A 17,039-nucleotide genomic window follows, 5' to 3' on the forward strand; every position below is an offset into this window, starting at 1 on the left:
ACGACAAACGCGCCTACATGTTCCTGGGAACCGTCACGGTCGCAGCCTTGGTCATCTGGCTCCGCACGTGATCCAGGAAACAGCTCCTAGTGCTCTGACCGCATAGGTCGCCGGTTTGGTGATCGTGGCGGTTGGATGGGCGGTGACGTCCGATCCGACCGCTGGAGGCGCGGTGGCCGAGCCTGTCCGTGTGCGCAGACTGACCGACCAGGAGGGGCAGAAGCTGCGGCAGATCGTGCGTCGGGGCAGCACCAGCTCGGTGCGCTACCGGCGCGCGATGATGCTGCTGGCCTCGGCTGGCGGGAACCGGGTGCCGGTGATTGCCCAGTTGGTGCAGGCCGACGAGGACACCGTCCGGGATGTGATCCACCGCTTCAACGAGATCGACCTGGCCTGCCTGGACCCTCGGTGGGCGGGAGGCCGTCCCCGCCAACTCAGCTCTGACGAGGAGGGCTTCGTCATCCAGACGGCCACCACCCGCCCCACCAAGCTCGGCCAGCCCTTCACCCGCTGGTCCCTGCGCAAGCTCGTCGCCTACCTGCGCAAAGTCCACGGCCGGATCATCCACATCGGCCGCGAGGCGTTACGCTGCCTACTCGCCCGCCGCGGCATCACCTTCCAGCGCACCAAGACCTGGAAGGAATCTCCCGACCCCGACCGCGAGGCGAAGCTGGACCGGATCGAGGAGGTCCTTGACCGCTTTCCCGACCGGGTGTTCGCCTTCGACGAGTTCGGGCCACTGGGGATCCGTCCCACCGTGGGCTTGGGCTGGGCCGAGCGCAAACGCCCCGACCGACTGCCCGCCACCTACCACCGCACCCACGGCGTCCGGTATCTCCACGGCTGCTACTCGATCGGCGACAACCGGCTGTGGGGCGTCAACCACCGCAGGAAGGGTGCCGCGAACACGCTGACCGCACTGAAGTCGATCCGCGCAGCCCGCCCGGACGGCGCCCCGATCTACGAGATCTTGGACAACCTGTCCGCCCACAAAGGCGCCGACATCCGCCGCTGGGCGAAGACGAACAAGGTCGAGCTGTGCTTCACCCCGACCTACGCGTCCTGGGCCAACCCGATCGAGGCGCACTTCGGACCCCTGAGGCAGTTCACCATCGCCAACTCCAACCACCCCAACCACACCGTGCAGACCCGGGCCCTGCACGCCTACCTGCGCTGGCGCAACGCCAACGCCCGCCACCGCGACGTCCTGGCCGCCGAACGCAAGGAACGTGCCCGCATCCGCAGCGAGAAAGGCGTCCGCTGGGGCGGACGCCCCCTCGACACCGCAGCCTGACCAACCGCGAACCGCAGCCCCGGAGCGCCGAACGGGCCGGTTCAGGAGAAGGACGGTGCCAGAGAAGGATGACTTAGGAGGCGGACGGCTTGATCTCCCCCGCGAAGACGATGATCTGGTCGATGAGGCTCCGCCGCAGATGGACGACGTCGGTTCCCGCCAGGCGGGGACCTCCATCCGGCGTGGTGAAGACCCACTGGTACCGGGCCCACTCGTCAGGCATGTCTACCGCCGAGCAGCGCACCATCGTGCCGGTCCCCGCCGGGTGGCGCCGGATGTCCAGCACGAACCGCTCGACCGCCTCGATCCCTTCGCTGCGGCCCAACGGCCCCCAGAAGACCACGTCCGAGGTCAGGGCCTGGGAGAGCAGCGCAGTCACATGGCTGTCGTCCGAGGCGTTGAACGCGGAGATGAACGTGTCGATCGCGGACCGCGCGGTCTCTTCCTGCATATGCCAGTAATACCAGTCGCTTCGCGCAACGCGGTCGGCCCGTGAGCCGTCTCCCGATCACGGTGACCCATCCCGGTCACAGCACTAGCCGATCCCGCTTGGCGACGTCCGCCACTATCCGGCCCACGTGACCGGGCTCGGCGCGGCCGTGCTCGCGGTCGCGACCGGCGGTTGAACCGACATCTGATCGCCTCGACGGAGCGCCGTCTCGGCTACCTCTGATATCGCGGTTGCATGCCGTTGCCGTGCATGGGGTTCTCCCGCTGCCAGCCAGCATCCTTCAGGTAGGGCCGCGGGGCGGGAGAGCCGTCCACCAAAGCCGTCGCGCCGGCCGGTGAGCACCACCAGTCACACCCTGGCGCGGCGGGCGGTGAAGGCGTAGCCGCAGCCCCAGCGCCGCGCAGCTGCCGCGGGAAAGTTCAACATAGGGGAGTGGGCGGGCTGGCGATGACCTCAGCGCCCCCGTGAGTCAACCTCTGGCTCACCGTCGCACGCCGCGACGAGATTGAGGGCGGTCCATCCGCCGGACAGGCCACGAGCAGCGCACGCGCGGGTCGTCGAGCGGGATCTTCGGCAGCGGCACGGCGTTCTCCTCAGGAAGTCGGGGACTGGTCGGCGGGGTTGCCCTCAGCAGCGGCCGTGAGGGTCTTGTGGACGACGCCGACGGGGAGCTTCACCCGGCGGCGATGGTGCGGATGGATTCCCACCCACCGGCCTGGTCGACCACGGAGCCGAGCACCCACCGGCCGACGATCTCCTCGACGACCGCCCGCGTCTCCGCGTCGATCCGACCCGCGGAGACTTCGCCGCCGATCTGCCGGCCGAGCAGCGTGGACGACTCCCACGAGCCGGGCCGGCCAGCAATCAGCACCTCCGTGCTGTAGCCGCTGCCCAGTGCCTTCATCGCGACTGGCGGGGCACCCACGTGGACACCTTGAAGTTGGCCCCGTGCTGTAGCCGCTGCCCAGTGCCTTCATCGCGACCCCGTGCAGGGCGGCGGCCAGCGTGGCGACCGCCTTGCGGCCAGCCCTCAACAGCGCCTGCTCGAGCGCCTGGCGGTCTTCGTCCGGCACCCCGCCGACTTGCCGGAGCGGGCCGCGCTGCTCTTCGAGCTGTTCGTACGCCATGGACGGCAGGCTCCTGCCGTAGCGCGGCACCGGCCGGACCGGCCTCGTCTACATCGGATGGGTCGGACCCCACCTGATCACCAGCCGGACCAACTGACCTGCCGGGCCCAGCCACCGCCAACGCTCGCCTCCCGCGCCGCCCTCCCTCAGAGTCGCCTCACGACTTGGCCTCCGGTTTGACTGCTCAGGCCCTGATAGCCGGCATCGGCCAATATCTCCACGTTTTGGGTGGCGGACAGCAGCTCTAGCAGTCCTGATTGCCGTGCCTGGGTAATATCGGCGACCGATCCGGGACGTACCTGACCGCAGTAGAGCACCGCGCCATGGGCATCGGTGAGCACCATCGCCTTCATCGCGTTGATCCGGCTCTTTGCCCGAGACGAAACGAGCACGGTCCGCGGTACCGGCCGCCGGGCGGCGCACGCGGATCTCAGTCGCGTCCAAGATGGCTCTCTGGCCGCTCACCCAGGTAAGCGATCGCCTCGGCCAACGTGGTGAGTCTGTGGCCGGGGGCGATGCGGCATCCGCGCTGGGCAAGCAGCGGGCGGGTCTGCCCGATGGCGCGGGTGATGGTGGAGCGATCAACGCCGAACCAGTAACCCAGCACATCGTGGGTGACGCCACGGGCGCCTGTCGTTCACCACGATCGAACGCCTGACGATTCTCGCCACACGTAGATCAACGATCACTCACGCCGCAGGCCACGGCTAACCATGCACGAGGTCGTAAGTGGTCCCGCCGGTAAGTCGTTCGGGGGTCAGTGGCGGAGGTAAAGACAGCCTGTCATTCCAGATGCTGACCTACACGGCCATGGCCGCCGTCTCCCGTATGGCGGTGACGGCCGCCGTCGGGATGTAGTTCTCAGGCACGCCATCGACCAGGATGAGGTCGGTCTCGATGTGCCGCGAGCGCAGCGGCGCGATCTCCCGATACGCGGGAGAATCCCACCACGCTCGCGCCTCGGCGATCCCTGGGAACCCGAGCATCACGACATGTCCGGGCCAGTTGCCCTCCTTCACCTCGTGCTGGGTGGCGTGGACGAGGTACCGGCCGCCGTACGGCTCGAAGGTGGCGGGGAGTCGTTCGATGTACTCGGCGATCTCCGGGTGCGGGGCTGCCTCCTGCAGGTGGGCGATGACGTAGGCCGGCATGGTGTCCTCCCGGTGGGGTTTGTTCGGTGCGCTGCGTGCGCTGCCGATCCTGCCGCCCCCTTCGTAGGCAGGGCGATTACCTGGCAGGTAGGCGATCTGGCGCCGCAGGCCGACTTGTGGCATTCGCCACTGCGTTCACCGCGGTGTCAACACCCGGCTGCTCTGACCTCATCGAGCACTTCACAGGCTCTGGGCCCAGCGGCGAAGCTCGGTGGCGGCCTCGTCGGGGGTAAGGGAGCCGCGTTCCAGGTGAACCTCCTGAAGATGCCGGATCGCGGCCCCCACCGGCGGGGACGACGGGATGCCGAGCACCTCCATCACCGCCCTGCCGTCGAGTACGACGGGGACATCGTCACGCCTGACGTACCTGTCACGTTCGGCGGCGGCGCGGGTATCGGCCTCCTCCTTCGCACGGCGCGCCGCCTCCCAGGCGTCGTAGTCGGCGGCGTCCAGGGCACGCACGCCCGCCCAGCGCCACCCCTCCATGTCGCGCTCCTGCCCGAAGCCGACCGCGTCGAAGAGGTCCAGCGCAGCCGTTCCGACCGCTCCGAGGCGCGCGAGCATGGCGTTGATCGGCCAGTCCTCGCACGGTCCCGCAGTCGCAGGGATCCAGGCGTGCTCGGGACCCCAGGTCTGACGGCCGTTCTCCCACAGGGCAGCGGTCTGGCTGCCGTCACCACCCCAGAAGTCCGCCTCCACGTAGGCGACGCGACCGCCGCGTGACCAGTCCTCCAGCCTCTCGGCGAACGCCGGGGACATACACGTGAACGGCCCGGCCTCCCGCCGTACGTCGGTCAGCTCGTTGAAAACCCCGTCGGTAACCGGCAGCAGCCCCAAGCGTTGCCGAAGCGGCACCACCACAGCCCGCGGCACATCATCCGACAGGAACCGGAGATGGTCGAAGTCACCGACAACACCGCGCAGCACGTACGACATGCCCGCACCCTAGATCGGGCAGCGGCATAGAATCAGCACATTTCATAGGTCGGACGTCGCGGTGTGGTAGCTCCAGTGAGCGTCGAGATGACCGTTGGCGGTCAGGGCGCGACGTTTCAACACCGCTTCAGCTCCGTCCAAACCCAGCGTGCTCCGGCGAGGTCGTTCGGTTCGTCGGCGCGTGCCGCGGCGAGAGCCAGGTCCACCCTGACGGGCATCCCCTGGTTCACCAGACATGTGCGTACGACCGTGGCCCGCCTGGCCTGGTGCGGATTTCTCCAGGCGGGTGGGCAGGCCAAGCGATGCTTCACGAAGCGGCGGGGCCCCGGCCGGTGAGTTCGGCGGTGGCCGCGTCGGTGCGGGCCCTGCTGCCCCAGAACCACTCCAGGTGGGCCGCCCGCCGCCGGTCGGCGAGCCACTCGTCGAAGATCCGCCGTTCGACGAGCAGGCGGGTGAGCTCGTCCAGCGCGGCGGGCTCCACGGCCAGCACCCGCGCCACGCAGAACCCGCCGTCCGGCAGCCGCGCGGGCCCGAGTACGTCCCCGGCGCCGGCCCGCTCAGCGGCCGAGCCGAACAACATGACGAGCTCGTCCCTGTGGTTGGCCTCCATCCGGCACGTGGCCACGCCCGCGAGCACGCCCTCCATCGCCGCCGCGAGCGGGTCGGCGCCGTCGCGCAGCCGAGCGGCGGCCTCCCGCGCACCATCGGCGGCGGCGTAACGCAGCCGGACCAGACGCAGCCGGTCGAAGTCCGCACGATGGGCGGCGAAGTGCTCCTCGACCAGATCCGCGACCACGTCGCGCCGCAGCTCGGCCACCGCGGCCTCACCCGCCACGATCTGCTCCAGCCTGGCGTGGCTCAGGCCGCGCTCGGTCATCCAGCGGCGCGTCGCCTCGCCGGTGAGCAGGCCGCGGGCCCTGCGGAAGGCGTCCATCGCGTGCTGGAGCCGGTCGGGGGGCAGCTCCGTGTCCCTGGCGGCCAGGACGTGGTCGACGAGGACGGCGTCGACCAGCCGGCGGGCCAGCCGGCCGTCCTCCCACAACACGTCGAGCGCCGAGACGGCCTCCTCCCACGTCACCTCGGCGCCGTTGACGCGCAGCAGGACATGGTTGCCCGACCGCTGACCTCCGCGAAGGGGCCACGGGATCGCGCGGTCGGGCGCCACGGACAGCGACACGGTCTCGCCGCACGCACTCTCCCCGGGCGCGGTCTCGCCGAACGCGGGGAACAGCAGGTCGTAGTGGAAGTCGCCGGTGGCCTCCTCGCGCTGCCACAGCAGCCGCATCGGCGTCCCGGGATGGCGGGCGCGCAGCGACCCCAGCCGCTCACGGGCGTCCTGCGGCGGTACGCCGTCCAGGCCGCGAAGCCATTCCAGCGCGTCGGCGAGCAGGTTCACGTCAGTCCTCTCGTTGGATGTCATGGCCCGGCCAGCAGGTCGCAGAGCGCCTGACTGATCGGCAGGCCGGTCAGGTCCTCGATCCACAACCACTGGCCGTTGGGGTTGATCTCCAGGAACACGTACCGGCCGTCCGGGGTGAGGATCAGGTCGATGGCGCCGTAGACGAGGCCGAGGCGTTCGGTCAGCGCCACGCAGCGGTCGGCGACCTCGCCGGGCAGCCGGTGGACGGCGTGCCTGGTGGCGCCGAGGTCGTAGTTCCGCCAGTCGGTGCCGGCCCGGTTGCTGTCCTGGGAGTGGATCTCGGCCGCGAACACCGCCCGCCCGACGACCGTGACCCGCAGCTCCACCCGCTTGGGCACGTACGTCTGCGTGATGACAGGGCAGAACCGCAGCCCCGCCGCATAGGCCACGTCCCGGCCCGAGACGAACTCGCACTTGCGCACCACCGTGTGCCCCGCGGCGAGGTCCTCCACCCACGGCTGCCCCAGTGGCTTGGTGATGACGTTCCCGTCATGCCGGTTGTGGAAGTCCCAAAGAGCCTGTGCCGAGCCCGTGACCAGCGTCTCCGGGATCTCGAACCCGAGTCCGGCGGCCAGCGTGAGCTGGGACGGCTTGTGCCTGGCACGCGTGATCGCCGATTCCCTGCCGGGAACGGCACGGCACGGCAGGAACTCCCACAGGCCGGCGAGCACGGCGGCCGACTCCCGTACGGTGTGGCCGGCCACGGCGGGATCGGTGATCGCCGGGTGCGGCGACGGCGGACGGGGGCGCCGCCACCACACGGCGGTCACCGAGCCCAGGTCGAGCGTGCCCGACGGGGTGTGCAGCAGCCGCCTGGTGGCCCCGCCGCCGTCGTAGGCCAGCTCGATCTGCGCCCGGGCGGGATGGTCCCCGTTGTCGAAGACACCGGTACGGACCCCACGCCGGGCCAGCAGCTCCCTGACCCGGTCGGCGTGGGTGTCACCGTCGCAGGTGAGGATGAGGACATGGGGGCGGGACACGGAACTCCTCGAAGTGTGCGGAAGGAATAGGGACCGCTGTCCCCGTGGGGGCGGGGACAGCGGTCGGATGATCGCGGGATCAGTCCATCCCGCACCAGCCCGGCGGGTCGAAGTAGCACATCATGACGTCACCCCAAACGGGGTCCTGACCGCCGTTGATGCCGCCGAGCGTGCTCTCGTCGAGTTCGGCGCCGATGGGGGTGATGTCCCCCAGTTCGGTACGCGGCATGACGTTCACGCAACCCTCCTTCTCAGTAGTCGTGCTGGCAGATGCCCGGCGGGTCGAACACCGACAGGCGCTTGCACTGCTCCTCGTCGTACATTCCGCCGCTGATGGCGCCGAGTGTGCTCTCGTCGAGTTCGGCGCCGATGGGGGTGATGTCCCCGAGTTCGGTACGCGGCATGACGTTCATGCGCTTCCCTCCCTTCTGGTGTCGTGGAGCAGCCTGCCGAGCCTGACTTGTGATCACCTTGAACCGGCTTGAGAGGCGTTGTCGGCCAGCTGGGCGCGTATCAAGGACGCGTACAGGCCGCCGGCCGCCACCAGCCGGTCATGGGTGCCGCCCTCGACGATCCGGCCTCCGTCGAGCACCACGATCAGGTCGGCGTCCCTGATCGTGCTCAGGCGGTGGGCGATCACGATCCTGGTCTGCGGAAGGGTGCCGAGGTTCGCGCTCAGCGCTGCCTCGGTCCTGGTGTCGAGGTGGCTGGTGGCCTCGTCGAGAAGCAGGATCTCAGGCCGGCCGAGGATGGCCCTGGCCAGGGCGATGCGCTGGCGCTGCCCGCCGGACAGCCCACCGCCCTCGGTGAGCGGCGTGTGGTAGCCGAGCGGCATGGCGGCGATGTCGTCGTGCACGCACGCCAGCCTCGCCGCCTGGACCACCTCGTCCTGGCCGGCGTCCGGGTTGCCCAGGCGGATGTTGTCGGCGATCGAACCGGTGAACAGCGCCGGCTCCTGCGTGACCACGCCGAACCTGGGCCGCACCGTACCGGTGTACCTGATCCGGCCTTCGACGGGGTGGACCAGGCCGAGCAGCAGGCGCGCCAGCGTGGTCTTGCCCGACCCCGACCTGCCGACGAGAGCGACCTTCTGGCCGGGGGCGATGCGCAGATCGACCCCGCGCACGATCCAGTGGCTCTCCTGCGCGTAACGGAAGCCGACTCCGGCCAGCTCGATCCAGGTCCGCGGGCTGCTGACGGGGGGCGGGGGCGGCGACAGGGGCTCCGGCGCGGCCGCCCAGATGTCGGCCAGCCGTTCCGCCTGCGCACGGGCGGTCTGCAGGCCGCGCAGGCTCCTGGTCAGCGAGGTCAGCGGCGCGAGGGCGGCGGCGGCCAGGGCCAGCGTGCCCATCAGCGCGCCGGGAGTGAGCCGGCCCTGCGTGGCCTGCCACGCGCCCGCCCACAGCAGCACCAGCGGCGCGGCGAACGCCAGCGCCGCGAGCAGGCTGTCCTGAAGCCCCTGCGCCGACGAGCTGCGTCGCGCCCGCTCGGCCTGGGCGGTCAGCAGTCCTGTCCAGCGTTCCAGGATCTGGGTCTCCGCCCCGGCCGACTTGACCGTCTCGACGCCTCTGACGGCCTCGACCAGCAGGCCCTGCGCCTCGTTGCGCGCCTCCTGCTCGCGGTGCGCCAGCTCGCGGATCCGCCGCCGGGTGCCGAGCAGCACCACCACCTGCGCCGCGACCAGGACGAGGAGGGCCGAGCCGAGCAGCGGCGACCGTACGGTGACCGCGATCAGGTAGCCGGCCGCGAGCGGTGCGTCGAGCAGGACCGACAGCACCTGCCCGGTGAGCACCTCGCGCAGCACGCCGGCCGAGTTGATCCGCGAGACCAGATCGGCGGACCCCCGATGGGCGAAGAACCGGAACGGCAGGGCGAGCAGCCGCCTGGCCAGACCGTCGAACAACGCCGTGTCCGCCCGCGCCCGCAGCACGACCAGCGCCCACGACCTCAGCCCGCCCACCGCGAGATGGGCGAGCGCGGCCCCGGCCGCGGCCGCCCCCACCAGCGGCAGCGCGCCCATCTCGCCGGCGCCGAGGACCCGGTCGACCACGTACTCCGTGAGCGCGGGCAGCACCAGGCCGAACCCCTGCAGGAGCAGGCTGAGCAGCACCAGGACGGCCACGAGAGCGCGATGGTCCAGCACGCTGAACCGGGCGTAACGCGCCCACCAGGGCCGCCGATCGCCGAAGCGCCCGCGTACGAAGCCGTTCCCCGGGGTGAAGGTGAGCATCACGCCGCTGTAGTCGCGGGCGAACTCCTCGCCGGTCACCCTGACCCGCCCACGACCGGGATCGACGATCGTGACCAGGTCGCCGGCCACACGCTCCACGACCACGAAGTGCCTGCCTTGCCAGTGCGCGACGGCCGGGAGCACGATCCGCGGCACCTGGGCGGCCGGCAGCGCGAGCGCGCGGGTGTCGAGTCCGTGCGCGCGGGCGACGCGCACCAGGGCCAGCGCGCTCGCGCCGTCCCTGCCCGCGCTCAACTCGGCGGAGAGCGCGGGCAGCGGGACGCGGCGCCCGTACGCGCCGAGGACCATCGCCAGGCACGCGGCGCCGCATTCGACCATGCTGTGCTGGAGTACAACGGGAACACGCATGGAGCGGCAGTCTTCGCCACGCCCCTTTGAACCGGGTTGTAACCGCTTGGAACGCCTTCCCCAAGCGGCCTTCATCCGGGTCCGGACGCCGGCCCAGCCGCCTCGTCGAGGATGGCGGCCCTGGACGGCCTCACCCCGCGCGAGGTCGAGATCTTCGGCCTGCTCGCCCGCGGCAGGTCCAACGGCGAGATCTGCGCGGAACTGGTGCTGAGCGAGAACACGGTGAGGTCGCACGTCCGGGCCGTCCTGCAGAAACTGGACCTGCGCGACCGCGTGCACACGGTGATCCACGCGTACGAGAACGGGCTCGTGGGTCGCAACGACCTGCCTGACTGAGATTCCATCCTGCCGGGTGGTGCCGTCTCACACCTTGGGGTGATGTCTGCCGGTGACGTCCGGCCTAGGTTCGATGTCGTGTCCTTTCCACGTCTGCGCCTTCCGCTGGTGATCTCCCTTTTCGTGCTCGCCGTGCTGCTCGGCTGGACGGCACCGGCCCATGCCGGTGACCAGGAGCTGATCGACGACTACCGCTCCGTCTACGGCACGCCGGGCGTCGCAGCTGCCGTGATCGACGGGTCGTCCGTCGAGACGATCGTCCGCGGCCGGGATGGGGACGACAACGCGGTGACGCCCCGGACGCCGTTCCGTATCGCGTCCTTGAGCAAGTCGATGACGGCGACGGCGATCATGCTGCTGACGGACGGATTCTCCGTGGACGACCCGGTCGTCAAGTTCACCCCGAGTTCAAGACGCGCTACACCAAGATCACCGTACGTTCATCGAGCTAGACCCTCGCGCCCGCACGAAACGAGGTCATCATGACTGCGTCCCCCACGCGCTCCAGTTCTGCCAGATCAACTATTACCGATGTCACGTGGTTCTTCGCGATCGCCGTCCTGCTGTGTTTCGCGCTGTCCGTTCCGATGGTCTTCCGGCTCGTCCCGACGGACTTCTACAACCTGATCACTCCGATCATGCAACAGACCCCGCTGCTCGCAGCGATCATCATGTGGCTTGCCCGACGACCCGGAACGTTCCGAGAGACGTTCGCCACCAGGTGGCGCGGCACACCCAAGTGGGCCAGCATCGGCATCGGCCTCATCGCCGCGATCGCCGCGATCCAAACCGCCATCGCACTGGCATTGGGGATCTGGCAGCTCAACCCGCTTGACCAGATCTTCACGGCGACCATGTGGATCGTCCCGGTCTTCCTCATGCAGTCGGTCTTCGCCATCGGCGAAGAGTTCGGCTGGCGCGGCTGGCTGGCGACGCGCGCCGCGTCATGGGGATTCTGGCCGCTGGCCCTTGTCAGCGGTCTGGTCTGGATCGTCTGGCACCTGCCGGTCCTCGCCGTCATCGGTGATCGACCACTCTGGGACATCGTTATCTACTACGCGGGCATGCTGCCATGGGCGCCGCTGTTGCTCGCACTTCGCTGGCAGTCGGGGAGTGTCTGGCCCGCGGTTTTGACGCACGGAGCGATCAACAGCGTCCGGGTGTACCTGCTGCAATCCGTCCCCGATGCAACGGATCACCTGCTCATCGAAGTGATCGGCTGGGTGCTCACGCTCGCCGCCGCCGTGTGGCTGATGCGCCCGAGCCGGGCGCAGCTCGTCCGCGGGTCTTTTGAGGGTTAGGTTGATTCCTTGCTCGAGTTTGGCCGTTATCCCGTTGCGCAAGCCAAAGCCAGAGCCTTGTCCTCGATTTTCGCGAGGTCGGGCTGCGCAGGCCGGGTAGCGGAAGATCGTGAGGCGATGATCATGCGGAGCAGGGCGAGCATGTCGTCGAAGCTGGGCGGGCCCTTGGTGCGGTACCAGGGAGCGCATCGGCGGTGCTCGGCGACGACATCGGCGGCGTGATGAGCATGGCAGGCGTACCAGATGATGACCAGGCTGTAGGCGACCATCCCCAGGGGCAGGGTCCGCTCGACGGCCTTGACCGTGCGGTTGCGCGCCTGACCGCACGTCTGCTGAGACGGCCGAAAAGGCGGGCAATCTCCGCATAGGGGTCCCGGTACCCCGGGTAGCGAGCCATCGACGACCCACGGCGTCGGCCGTTGAGCGGTGCAGTGACGTCATATTGTGCTCTTCCTGGCTGGCGGAGTGATGTCGGCGGGACGTGGACCTGGTTCGGTGCGCGGCCGGAGGCGGCGGGCCACGACGGCGGCCAGCCGGCGGCCGGCGCGGTGGGCGGGGCTGCGGTCCAGCTGGTCGACGTGCAGGTAGGCCTGGGTGGTGCGCGGGTCGGCGTGGCCGAGCAGGGCTTGGACCACGTCGAGCGCTCCTCGACGGCCTTGTCGGCGAGGTCGGGGTCCGCGCGCAGGGCGGCGAGCTGGGCGGGGGTTCGCCGGCGTGCAGCAGCGCGGTGGCCATGCTGTGCCGGATGGCGTGCGGGGTGAGCGTGTGCGGGTCGGGGATGCCGACGGCGCCGGCGAGCCGTTGCAGCTGGTCCAGCACGTAGGAGCGGTGCAGCCGGGCGCCGGTGCGGGTGACGAACAGCGGGCCGGGTGCCGCGCCCCGCTCGGCCAGGTAGGCGTCGAGCAGGGGGCCGGTGGCGTGGTCGTCGAGGACGACCCGGTGCGGGCGGCCGCCCTTGGCGGGCAGGGTGAGGATCCGGTTGTCGCCGGCGTGGCCCAGGCCGTCCAGCTGGGCGCCGGTCAGCTCGCCGATGCGGCAGCCGGTGGCCTTGAGCACCGCGACGACGGCGGCGGTGCGGGCGGATTCGTGCGCGACCGCGTGGACGACCAGGTCGTCCAGCTGGGCTTCGGTGAAGTAGCGGCTGAGCTTGCCGGCGCGTTTGGGCAGCTCCATGCGATGGAACGGGTTGCGCGCCGCGGCGTCGGCCCGTTGCAGGTAGGCGTACCAGCTGGAGCAGGCCGACAGGCGGCGGCGCCGGGTGCCGGCGGCCAGGCCGGAGTGCCGCATGGCGGCGGCGTAGGTGTCGGCCTCGATGAAGGAGACGTCGCGCAGGTCCAGGCCGCGGGCCTGGATCCACCACAGCCACCAGGAGACGTCGCGGATGTAGCCGTCCTGGCCCACCGACGTCCCTCCGTGGAGCCCCGGTGTCTCGGCGGCTGGTTGTGCCGCCATCGGGACCCCTGGGGCGCTCGGGGCGCGAGCGCCCCCAGGGGTGGGGTGGATCAGTATCCGGGGACGTTTACCCGGAACGGCCGGCCGTCGAGGGTGCCGGTGACGAGGGTGGTGTCAGTAGCGGTGAAGGCCTTCCACTGCAGCGTGACCTGGTGGGTCGCGCCGTCGGGGCCGGTGACGGTGAGGTTGGCGGTGGCTTTGTCGCCGGCGACCTTGGCAGTGCCGGTGGCGGCGAGGTCGGCGACGTAGCGGACCTTGTCCAAGGTGATCGTGCCGTCTGTACCGTTGGTGACCTTCCCGCCGCGCAGCCCGGGCTCGGTGTCCGGCCGCGAGGCGCGATGCGGGTTGTGCATAGCTACCGTGTCGGCGGCGGTGGCGAACGCAGCCGCCACGAGTATGCGCTGCGGAGTGTCGAGCCCGCCGCCGCGGGCGGGCGGTACTGCTGCCGCGGTCGCAGGGAAGTGACCGTGTGCCTGGTAGTTGGCCATCGTGCACGACGTGTCGGACACCCGCCCCGGGTTCTGGATGAACCGGTGCATGATCTGTCGCGCGCACTCGCCACCCGGCCCACGGCCCTCGACCGCGGGGTTGTGGTACCCGGCCTGGACGGTGACCGCCTGGCCGCGGGGGAATGCCCGCGCCGCGGTGCGTGCACCCATGATCGCCTTCGGGTCGAACTCGCCGGCGACGGCCAGCATCGGCACCGCCGGCCGGTGCGGCACGATCGCGTTGTTCTCTCGCGGGGTAGGCCAGCCTGCGCAGAAGTCTGCACCGCTGCCCGCCTCGGCGAGGGTGAACGGCGCGTACCGGTTGCGCTCGGCATGCCAGGTCTCCAACTGGCGGCGCCGGGTCGCCTCGTCGGCGGTGCGGTCGTACGGCCAGCGCGGGTCGGAACACAGGTACGCCGTCGTACCGGCCCTGTCCGGTGACTCCTTGGACGGCGCTTTGGATCCTGCGCCTTTGTTGCCGGCCAGCGGGGCGGCCCGGTCGAGCACGCGGCGCAGCGGGGCCGGGTCGCCGTCCAGGTATGCGGCGGTGGCCGCGGTCGCGTCGGTGGCGAGGGCTGGATCAGAGGTCGACCGCAGCGCCCCGAGCAGTCGCTGCGGGGTCAGCGCGCTGTCGCCGTCGGCGCGCGTCTTCCGCACCACCGCTTCCCAGCGTGCCTGCGGGTCGCCGCCGGCGGTTCGGCGGCAGGCCGACGATCGCCGGCAGGCGCGGGCGTAGTGGGCGATGGCTTCCTGGATCTCCTTGCCTTCCGACTCGCCGAGCTGCCACCGGCCGGCCTGGTCGATTGGGCCGATCATGCTCTCGATGTACAGGGCGCGCACCTGGTCCGGGTAGCGGGTCGTGTAGGCCTGTCCGCTCAGCGCGCCCCAGGACGATCCCACGACGGTGACCTTGGACAGGCCCAAAGCCGCGCGCACCGCCTCCACATCGGCGACGTACTGGTCGCTGCTGAAGAACTGGGCCCTGTCGCCGAGCTCGCGCGCGCACTGGCCGACCGACTCCGGATTCCCCTGCTGCAGCGCCTTGCACCGCAGCGGCGCGGATTCGCCCAACCCGCGGAACTCCACGATCATCATGTCCGAGTGGTCCAGCAGAGGCTGGAAGACCTTCCGGAAGGCGTCGACGCGCTCGGCGTTGGGGCCGAGCGGGGCCGGACCGCCGGGCATCGCCAGGATCGAGGTGCGGGCTGGGCGCGATCGGTCGGCCCGCGGGATGTACCCGAACCTGATGGTGATCTTCTCCGAGTGCGGATCCTGCCAGTTCAGGGGGACGGTCAGGGTGCCGATACACCGGCTGGTCGCGGTGGCGCATTCGTGCCGGCCGCCGCCGGCCGCCGCCGTGGCGGCCGGCGGCGGCGCGGCGGCGACCAGCGCCACCAAGCCGACCAGAATCGTCCTCAGTACACGCATGTGGCCTCCGCCCACAGGACTCCGGGAGTCCGACGGGGCGATGTTCGTGCTGGTTCGCTGTGGTTCATGTCATAAGTTGAGCCAGCGTGGGTGTTGCCAGCGCGTATGCGGTTTTCGATATGCCGACGATATGCGTCGGCTCGTAGCCTCGGGGGCATGCGCGAGTTGATCGTCGAGGACGAGCTATTCCTGGCAGAAGTCATCCGCGATGGCCTACGTCTGGAAGCGATCGCCGCCGACCTCGCCGGTGACGGTCACACCGCTCTGGAACTGCCGAGCATCAGCGCCTACGACATCGCCGTCCTCGACCGCGACATCCCCGGCCCCTCCCGCGACGAGATCGCCGAACGCATCGTCGCCTCCGGCAGCGGCATGCCCATCCTCATGCTCACCGCTGCCGACCGGCTCGACGACAAGGCCTCCGGGTTCGATCGGCGCCGACGACTACCTCACCAAGCCCTTCGCGATCAAAGAACTCGTGCTCCGTCTCAGAGCGCTCCACCGCAGGCGCGCCCACAACAGGCCACCCGTGCGAGAGATCGCCGGCCTGCGGCTGGACCCGTTCCGCCACGAGGTCTACCGCGACGGCCGCTACGTCGCGCTCACCGGAGACAGTTCGCCGTGCTCGAAGTCCTCGTCGCAGCCGAAGGCGGTGTCGTGAGCGCCGAAGAACTCTTGGAGCGAGCGTGGGATGAGAACGCCGACCCCTTCACCAACGCCGTCCGCATCACCGTCTCGGCACGGCGCAAACGGCTCGGCGAACCGGGGATCATCGCCGCCGTCGGCGGCGCCGGGTACCGCATCGGCACTCAACCAGACACGCGGTCGTGAGGGAGGAGACCGTGGACAGAGCGCCTGGGTTGAGCGTTCGCCTCAAACTCACCCTCAGCTACGCCGGCTTTCTCATGCTCGCAGGTGCCTTGCTGCTCGCCGCCGTGTTGGTCTACTTCCTGCGAGGCCTACCCGATGATGCGGTCTACACCACCGGTGACTTGATGATCGACCGCTCCGCCATCATGCGTTCGTTCACTCCGGTCGCGGCCATCGTGTCGGCGTTCCTGCTGGTGTTCGGTCTCCTGGGAGGATGGATTCTCGCCGGCCGGATGCTCGCCCCCCTGACCCGCATCACGGACGCTACACGCATGGCCGCGAACGGGTCACTTTCCCACCGGATCCGGTTGGAAGGCCGCAAAGACGAGTTCCGCGAACTCGCCGACGCCTTCGACGCCATGCTCGTACGGCTTGAAGCACACGTCGCCGAACAGCGGAGATTCGCCGCCAACGCCTCGCACGAACTGCGCACGCCGCTGGCGATCTCGCAGTCACTTCTCGACGTGGCCCGCAATGATCCGACACACGACCATGGCGAACTCGTCGACCGCCTTCACGCCGTCAACGCTCGAGCGATCGACCTCACTGAGGCGCTACTCGCGCTCAGCCGCGCCGGCCAGAGGTCCTTCACCCGAGAACCTGTCGACCTGTCCCTACTCGTGGACGAGGCCATCGAAACACTGCTCCCGCTCGCCGAGAAACGCGGTGTCACCATCGATGCCTCCGGTGGCATCACCCCGGCTGTCGGGTCGCAGGCGCTCCTGCTGCAGATGACGACGAACCTTGTGCACAACTCCATCGTGCACAACCTGCCCGAACAGGGCACTGTTTGGGTCAAGACCAGCGTCCGCCCCGAGACCGTGGTACTCACTGTCGAGAACACCGGCGAGAAACTCTCCCCGCGGCTGGTCTCGACACTCACCGAACCGTTTCAGCGCGGCACCGAACGAATACGCAACGACCACGCAGGCGTCGGCCTCGGCCTGGCGATCGTCAAGAGCATCACCCAAGCACACGACGGATCCCTCACCATCGTCCCGCGCCCTGCGGGCGGACTCCGTATCGTCGTTCAACTGCCTACCCCCCACCACCACATACCGCCAAACAGTCAGGTACCGCAAACCTGGTCACGTACGGCCACATAACCGGATTAGGAGCTGTTTCCTGGATCACGTGCGGAGCCAGATGACCAAGGCTGCGACCGTGACGGTTCCCAGGAACATGTAGGCGCGTTTGTCGTAGCGG

Annotated in this window: 19 protein-coding genes and 2 pseudogenes; 6 read left to right on the forward strand and 15 right to left on the reverse strand. The window is 69.8% G+C overall.

From position 1 onward, the window contains the following. Window positions 1-172 precede the first annotated feature (172 nt). Window positions 173-1,294 (forward strand): IS630 family transposase, encoded by a 1,122-nt coding sequence (locus ACWENQ_RS45680; RefSeq protein ID WP_452419753.1) that lies wholly within the window; start codon window positions 173-175, stop codon window positions 1,292-1,294. A 73-nt stretch (window positions 1,295-1,367) separates the two neighbouring features. On the opposite strand, the gene ACWENQ_RS45685 is transcribed toward ACWENQ_RS45680, so the two are convergent. The 11 genes from ACWENQ_RS45685 to ACWENQ_RS45735 all read right to left on the reverse strand — a co-directional run bounded on the left by ACWENQ_RS45685 (window position 1,368) and on the right by ACWENQ_RS45735 (window position 9,958). Next, on the reverse strand, window positions 1,368-1,745 hold the full coding sequence (locus ACWENQ_RS45685; protein WP_449931749.1) for a nuclear transport factor 2 family protein: 378 nt from the start codon (window positions 1,743-1,745) through the stop codon (window positions 1,368-1,370). A gap of 673 nt (window positions 1,746-2,418) precedes the next feature. Next, window positions 2,419-2,670 (reverse strand): hypothetical protein, encoded by a 252-nt coding sequence (locus ACWENQ_RS45690; protein WP_452419754.1) that lies wholly within the window; start codon window positions 2,668-2,670, stop codon window positions 2,419-2,421. A 348-nt stretch (window positions 2,671-3,018) separates the two neighbouring features. Beyond that, on the reverse strand, window positions 3,019-3,225 hold the full coding sequence (locus ACWENQ_RS45695; RefSeq protein WP_452419755.1) for a transposase family protein: 207 nt from the start codon (window positions 3,223-3,225) through the stop codon (window positions 3,019-3,021). A gap of 77 nt (window positions 3,226-3,302) precedes the next feature. After that, the gene (locus ACWENQ_RS45700) at window positions 3,303-3,479 is read right to left on the reverse strand and encodes a transposase family protein (protein ID WP_452419756.1); all 177 of its coding nucleotides are present in this window, start codon (window positions 3,477-3,479) and stop codon (window positions 3,303-3,305) included. Window positions 3,480-3,672: 193 nt separating this feature from the next. Beyond that, complete coding sequence (locus ACWENQ_RS45705; protein WP_452419757.1) at window positions 3,673-4,146, reverse strand: DUF1330 domain-containing protein; 474 nt, start codon at window positions 4,144-4,146, stop codon at window positions 3,673-3,675. A 57-nt stretch (window positions 4,147-4,203) separates the two neighbouring features. Continuing rightward, the gene (locus ACWENQ_RS45710) at window positions 4,204-4,959 is read right to left on the reverse strand and encodes a hypothetical protein (protein WP_452419758.1); all 756 of its coding nucleotides are present in this window, start codon (window positions 4,957-4,959) and stop codon (window positions 4,204-4,206) included. 307 nt (window positions 4,960-5,266) lie between these two features. Then, window positions 5,267-6,379 carry a TIGR04500 family putative peptide maturation system protein gene (locus tag ACWENQ_RS45715; RefSeq protein ID WP_452419759.1) on the reverse strand — a complete coding sequence of 371 codons (1,113 nt, stop codon included), beginning with the start codon at window positions 6,377-6,379 and terminating at the stop codon, window positions 5,267-5,269. Further along, on the reverse strand, window positions 6,376-7,359 hold the full coding sequence (locus ACWENQ_RS45720) for an MvdC/MvdD family ATP grasp protein (RefSeq protein WP_452419760.1): 984 nt from the start codon (window positions 7,357-7,359) through the stop codon (window positions 6,376-6,378). Before ACWENQ_RS45720 ends, ACWENQ_RS45715 begins: the two co-directional genes overlap by 4 nt. A 79-nt stretch (window positions 7,360-7,438) precedes the next feature. Continuing rightward, window positions 7,439-7,597: a hypothetical protein gene (locus ACWENQ_RS45725; RefSeq protein ID WP_354911575.1), complete on the reverse strand. Its 159-nt coding sequence runs from the start codon at window positions 7,595-7,597 to the stop codon at window positions 7,439-7,441. Window positions 7,598-7,610: 13 nt separating this feature from the next. After that, entirely contained in the window at window positions 7,611-7,772 is a 162-nt protein-coding gene (locus ACWENQ_RS45730) for a hypothetical protein (protein ID WP_449931738.1), read from the reverse strand. Window positions 7,773-7,825: 53 nt separating this feature from the next. Further along, the gene (locus ACWENQ_RS45735; protein WP_452419761.1) at window positions 7,826-9,958 is read right to left on the reverse strand and encodes a peptidase domain-containing ABC transporter; all 2,133 of its coding nucleotides are present in this window, start codon (window positions 9,956-9,958) and stop codon (window positions 7,826-7,828) included. Between the two features lie 111 nt (window positions 9,959-10,069). Here ACWENQ_RS45735 and ACWENQ_RS45740 point away from each other — a divergent pair, with 111 nt between their 5' ends. Genes ACWENQ_RS45740 through ACWENQ_RS45750 form a run of 3 tightly spaced genes read left to right on the forward strand, consistent with a single transcriptional unit; the run spans window position 10,070 to window position 11,595 of the window. Continuing rightward, window positions 10,070-10,294 (forward strand): response regulator transcription factor, encoded by a 225-nt coding sequence (locus ACWENQ_RS45740; RefSeq protein WP_452419762.1) that lies wholly within the window; start codon window positions 10,070-10,072, stop codon window positions 10,292-10,294. Window positions 10,295-10,336: 42 nt separating this feature from the next. After that, a complete protein-coding gene (locus tag ACWENQ_RS45745) occupies window positions 10,337-10,780 on the forward strand; it encodes a serine hydrolase (protein ID WP_452419763.1) in 444 nt (147 codons plus the stop codon). After that, window positions 10,777-11,595, forward strand: coding sequence for a CPBP family intramembrane glutamic endopeptidase (locus tag ACWENQ_RS45750; protein ID WP_449931729.1), 819 nt, complete (start codon window positions 10,777-10,779; stop codon window positions 11,593-11,595). Before ACWENQ_RS45745 ends, ACWENQ_RS45750 begins: the two co-directional genes overlap by 4 nt. A gap of 26 nt (window positions 11,596-11,621) precedes the next feature. Here ACWENQ_RS45750 and ACWENQ_RS45755 read toward each other — a convergent pair whose 3' ends face one another. The 4 genes and pseudogenes from ACWENQ_RS45755 to ACWENQ_RS45770 form a co-directional block, all read right to left on the reverse strand. Beyond that, complete coding sequence (locus ACWENQ_RS45755) at window positions 11,622-11,864, reverse strand: hypothetical protein (protein WP_452419764.1); 243 nt, start codon at window positions 11,862-11,864, stop codon at window positions 11,622-11,624. 168 nt (window positions 11,865-12,032) lie between these two features. Further along, window positions 12,033-12,230 carry a hypothetical protein gene (locus tag ACWENQ_RS45760; RefSeq protein WP_452419765.1) on the reverse strand — a complete coding sequence of 66 codons (198 nt, stop codon included), beginning with the start codon at window positions 12,228-12,230 and terminating at the stop codon, window positions 12,033-12,035. 79 nt (window positions 12,231-12,309) lie between these two features. Then, window positions 12,310-13,047: pseudogene (locus ACWENQ_RS45765) on the reverse strand (tyrosine-type recombinase/integrase); the annotation flags it as partial. A gap of 50 nt (window positions 13,048-13,097) precedes the next feature. Next, window positions 13,098-14,963 carry an alpha/beta fold hydrolase gene (locus ACWENQ_RS45770; protein ID WP_452419766.1) on the reverse strand — a complete coding sequence of 622 codons (1,866 nt, stop codon included), beginning with the start codon at window positions 14,961-14,963 and terminating at the stop codon, window positions 13,098-13,100. A 156-nt stretch (window positions 14,964-15,119) separates the two neighbouring features. On the opposite strand from ACWENQ_RS45770, the pseudogene ACWENQ_RS45775 reads away from it, so the two are divergent. Continuing rightward, window positions 15,120-15,794: pseudogene (locus ACWENQ_RS45775) on the forward strand (response regulator transcription factor). A gap of 11 nt (window positions 15,795-15,805) precedes the next feature. Further along, window positions 15,806-16,939 (forward strand): sensor histidine kinase, encoded by a 1,134-nt coding sequence (locus ACWENQ_RS45780; protein ID WP_452419767.1) that lies wholly within the window; start codon window positions 15,806-15,808, stop codon window positions 16,937-16,939. Window positions 16,940-17,039: the final 100 nt, after the last annotated feature.

Source organism: Nonomuraea sp. NPDC004354, from assembly GCF_053602555.1.

Bases quoted from the DNA above. Each gene is read 5' to 3' on its own strand.
- ACWENQ_RS45705 (WP_452419757.1), bottom strand. From the start codon at position 4,146: ATGCCACAAGTCGGCCTGCGGCGCCAGATCGCCTACCTGCCAGGTAAT.
- ACWENQ_RS45735 (WP_452419761.1), bottom strand. From the start codon at position 9,958: ATGCGTGTTCCCGTTGTACTCCAGCACAGCATGGTCGAATGCGGCGCC.
- ACWENQ_RS45730 (WP_449931738.1), bottom strand. From the start codon at position 7,772: ATGAACGTCATGCCGCGTACCGAACTCGGGGACATCACCCCCATCGGC.
- ACWENQ_RS45740 (WP_452419762.1), top strand. From the start codon at position 10,070: ATGGCGGCCCTGGACGGCCTCACCCCGCGCGAGGTCGAGATCTTCGGC.
- ACWENQ_RS45750 (WP_449931729.1), top strand. From the start codon at position 10,777: ATGACTGCGTCCCCCACGCGCTCCAGTTCTGCCAGATCAACTATTACC.
- ACWENQ_RS45755 (WP_452419764.1), bottom strand. From the start codon at position 11,864: ATGGTCGCCTACAGCCTGGTCATCATCTGGTACGCCTGCCATGCTCAT.
- ACWENQ_RS45685 (WP_449931749.1), bottom strand. From the start codon at position 1,745: ATGCAGGAAGAGACCGCGCGGTCCGCGATCGACACGTTCATCTCCGCG.
- ACWENQ_RS45770 (WP_452419766.1), bottom strand. From the start codon at position 14,963: ATGCGTGTACTGAGGACGATTCTGGTCGGCTTGGTGGCGCTGGTCGCC.
- ACWENQ_RS45710 (WP_452419758.1), bottom strand. From the start codon at position 4,959: ATGTCGTACGTGCTGCGCGGTGTTGTCGGTGACTTCGACCATCTCCGG.
- ACWENQ_RS45695 (WP_452419755.1), bottom strand. From the start codon at position 3,225: ATGAAGGCGATGGTGCTCACCGATGCCCATGGCGCGGTGCTCTACTGC.
- ACWENQ_RS45715 (WP_452419759.1), bottom strand. From the start codon at position 6,379: ATGACATCCAACGAGAGGACTGACGTGAACCTGCTCGCCGACGCGCTG.
- ACWENQ_RS45745 (WP_452419763.1), top strand. From the start codon at position 10,337: ATGTCTGCCGGTGACGTCCGGCCTAGGTTCGATGTCGTGTCCTTTCCA.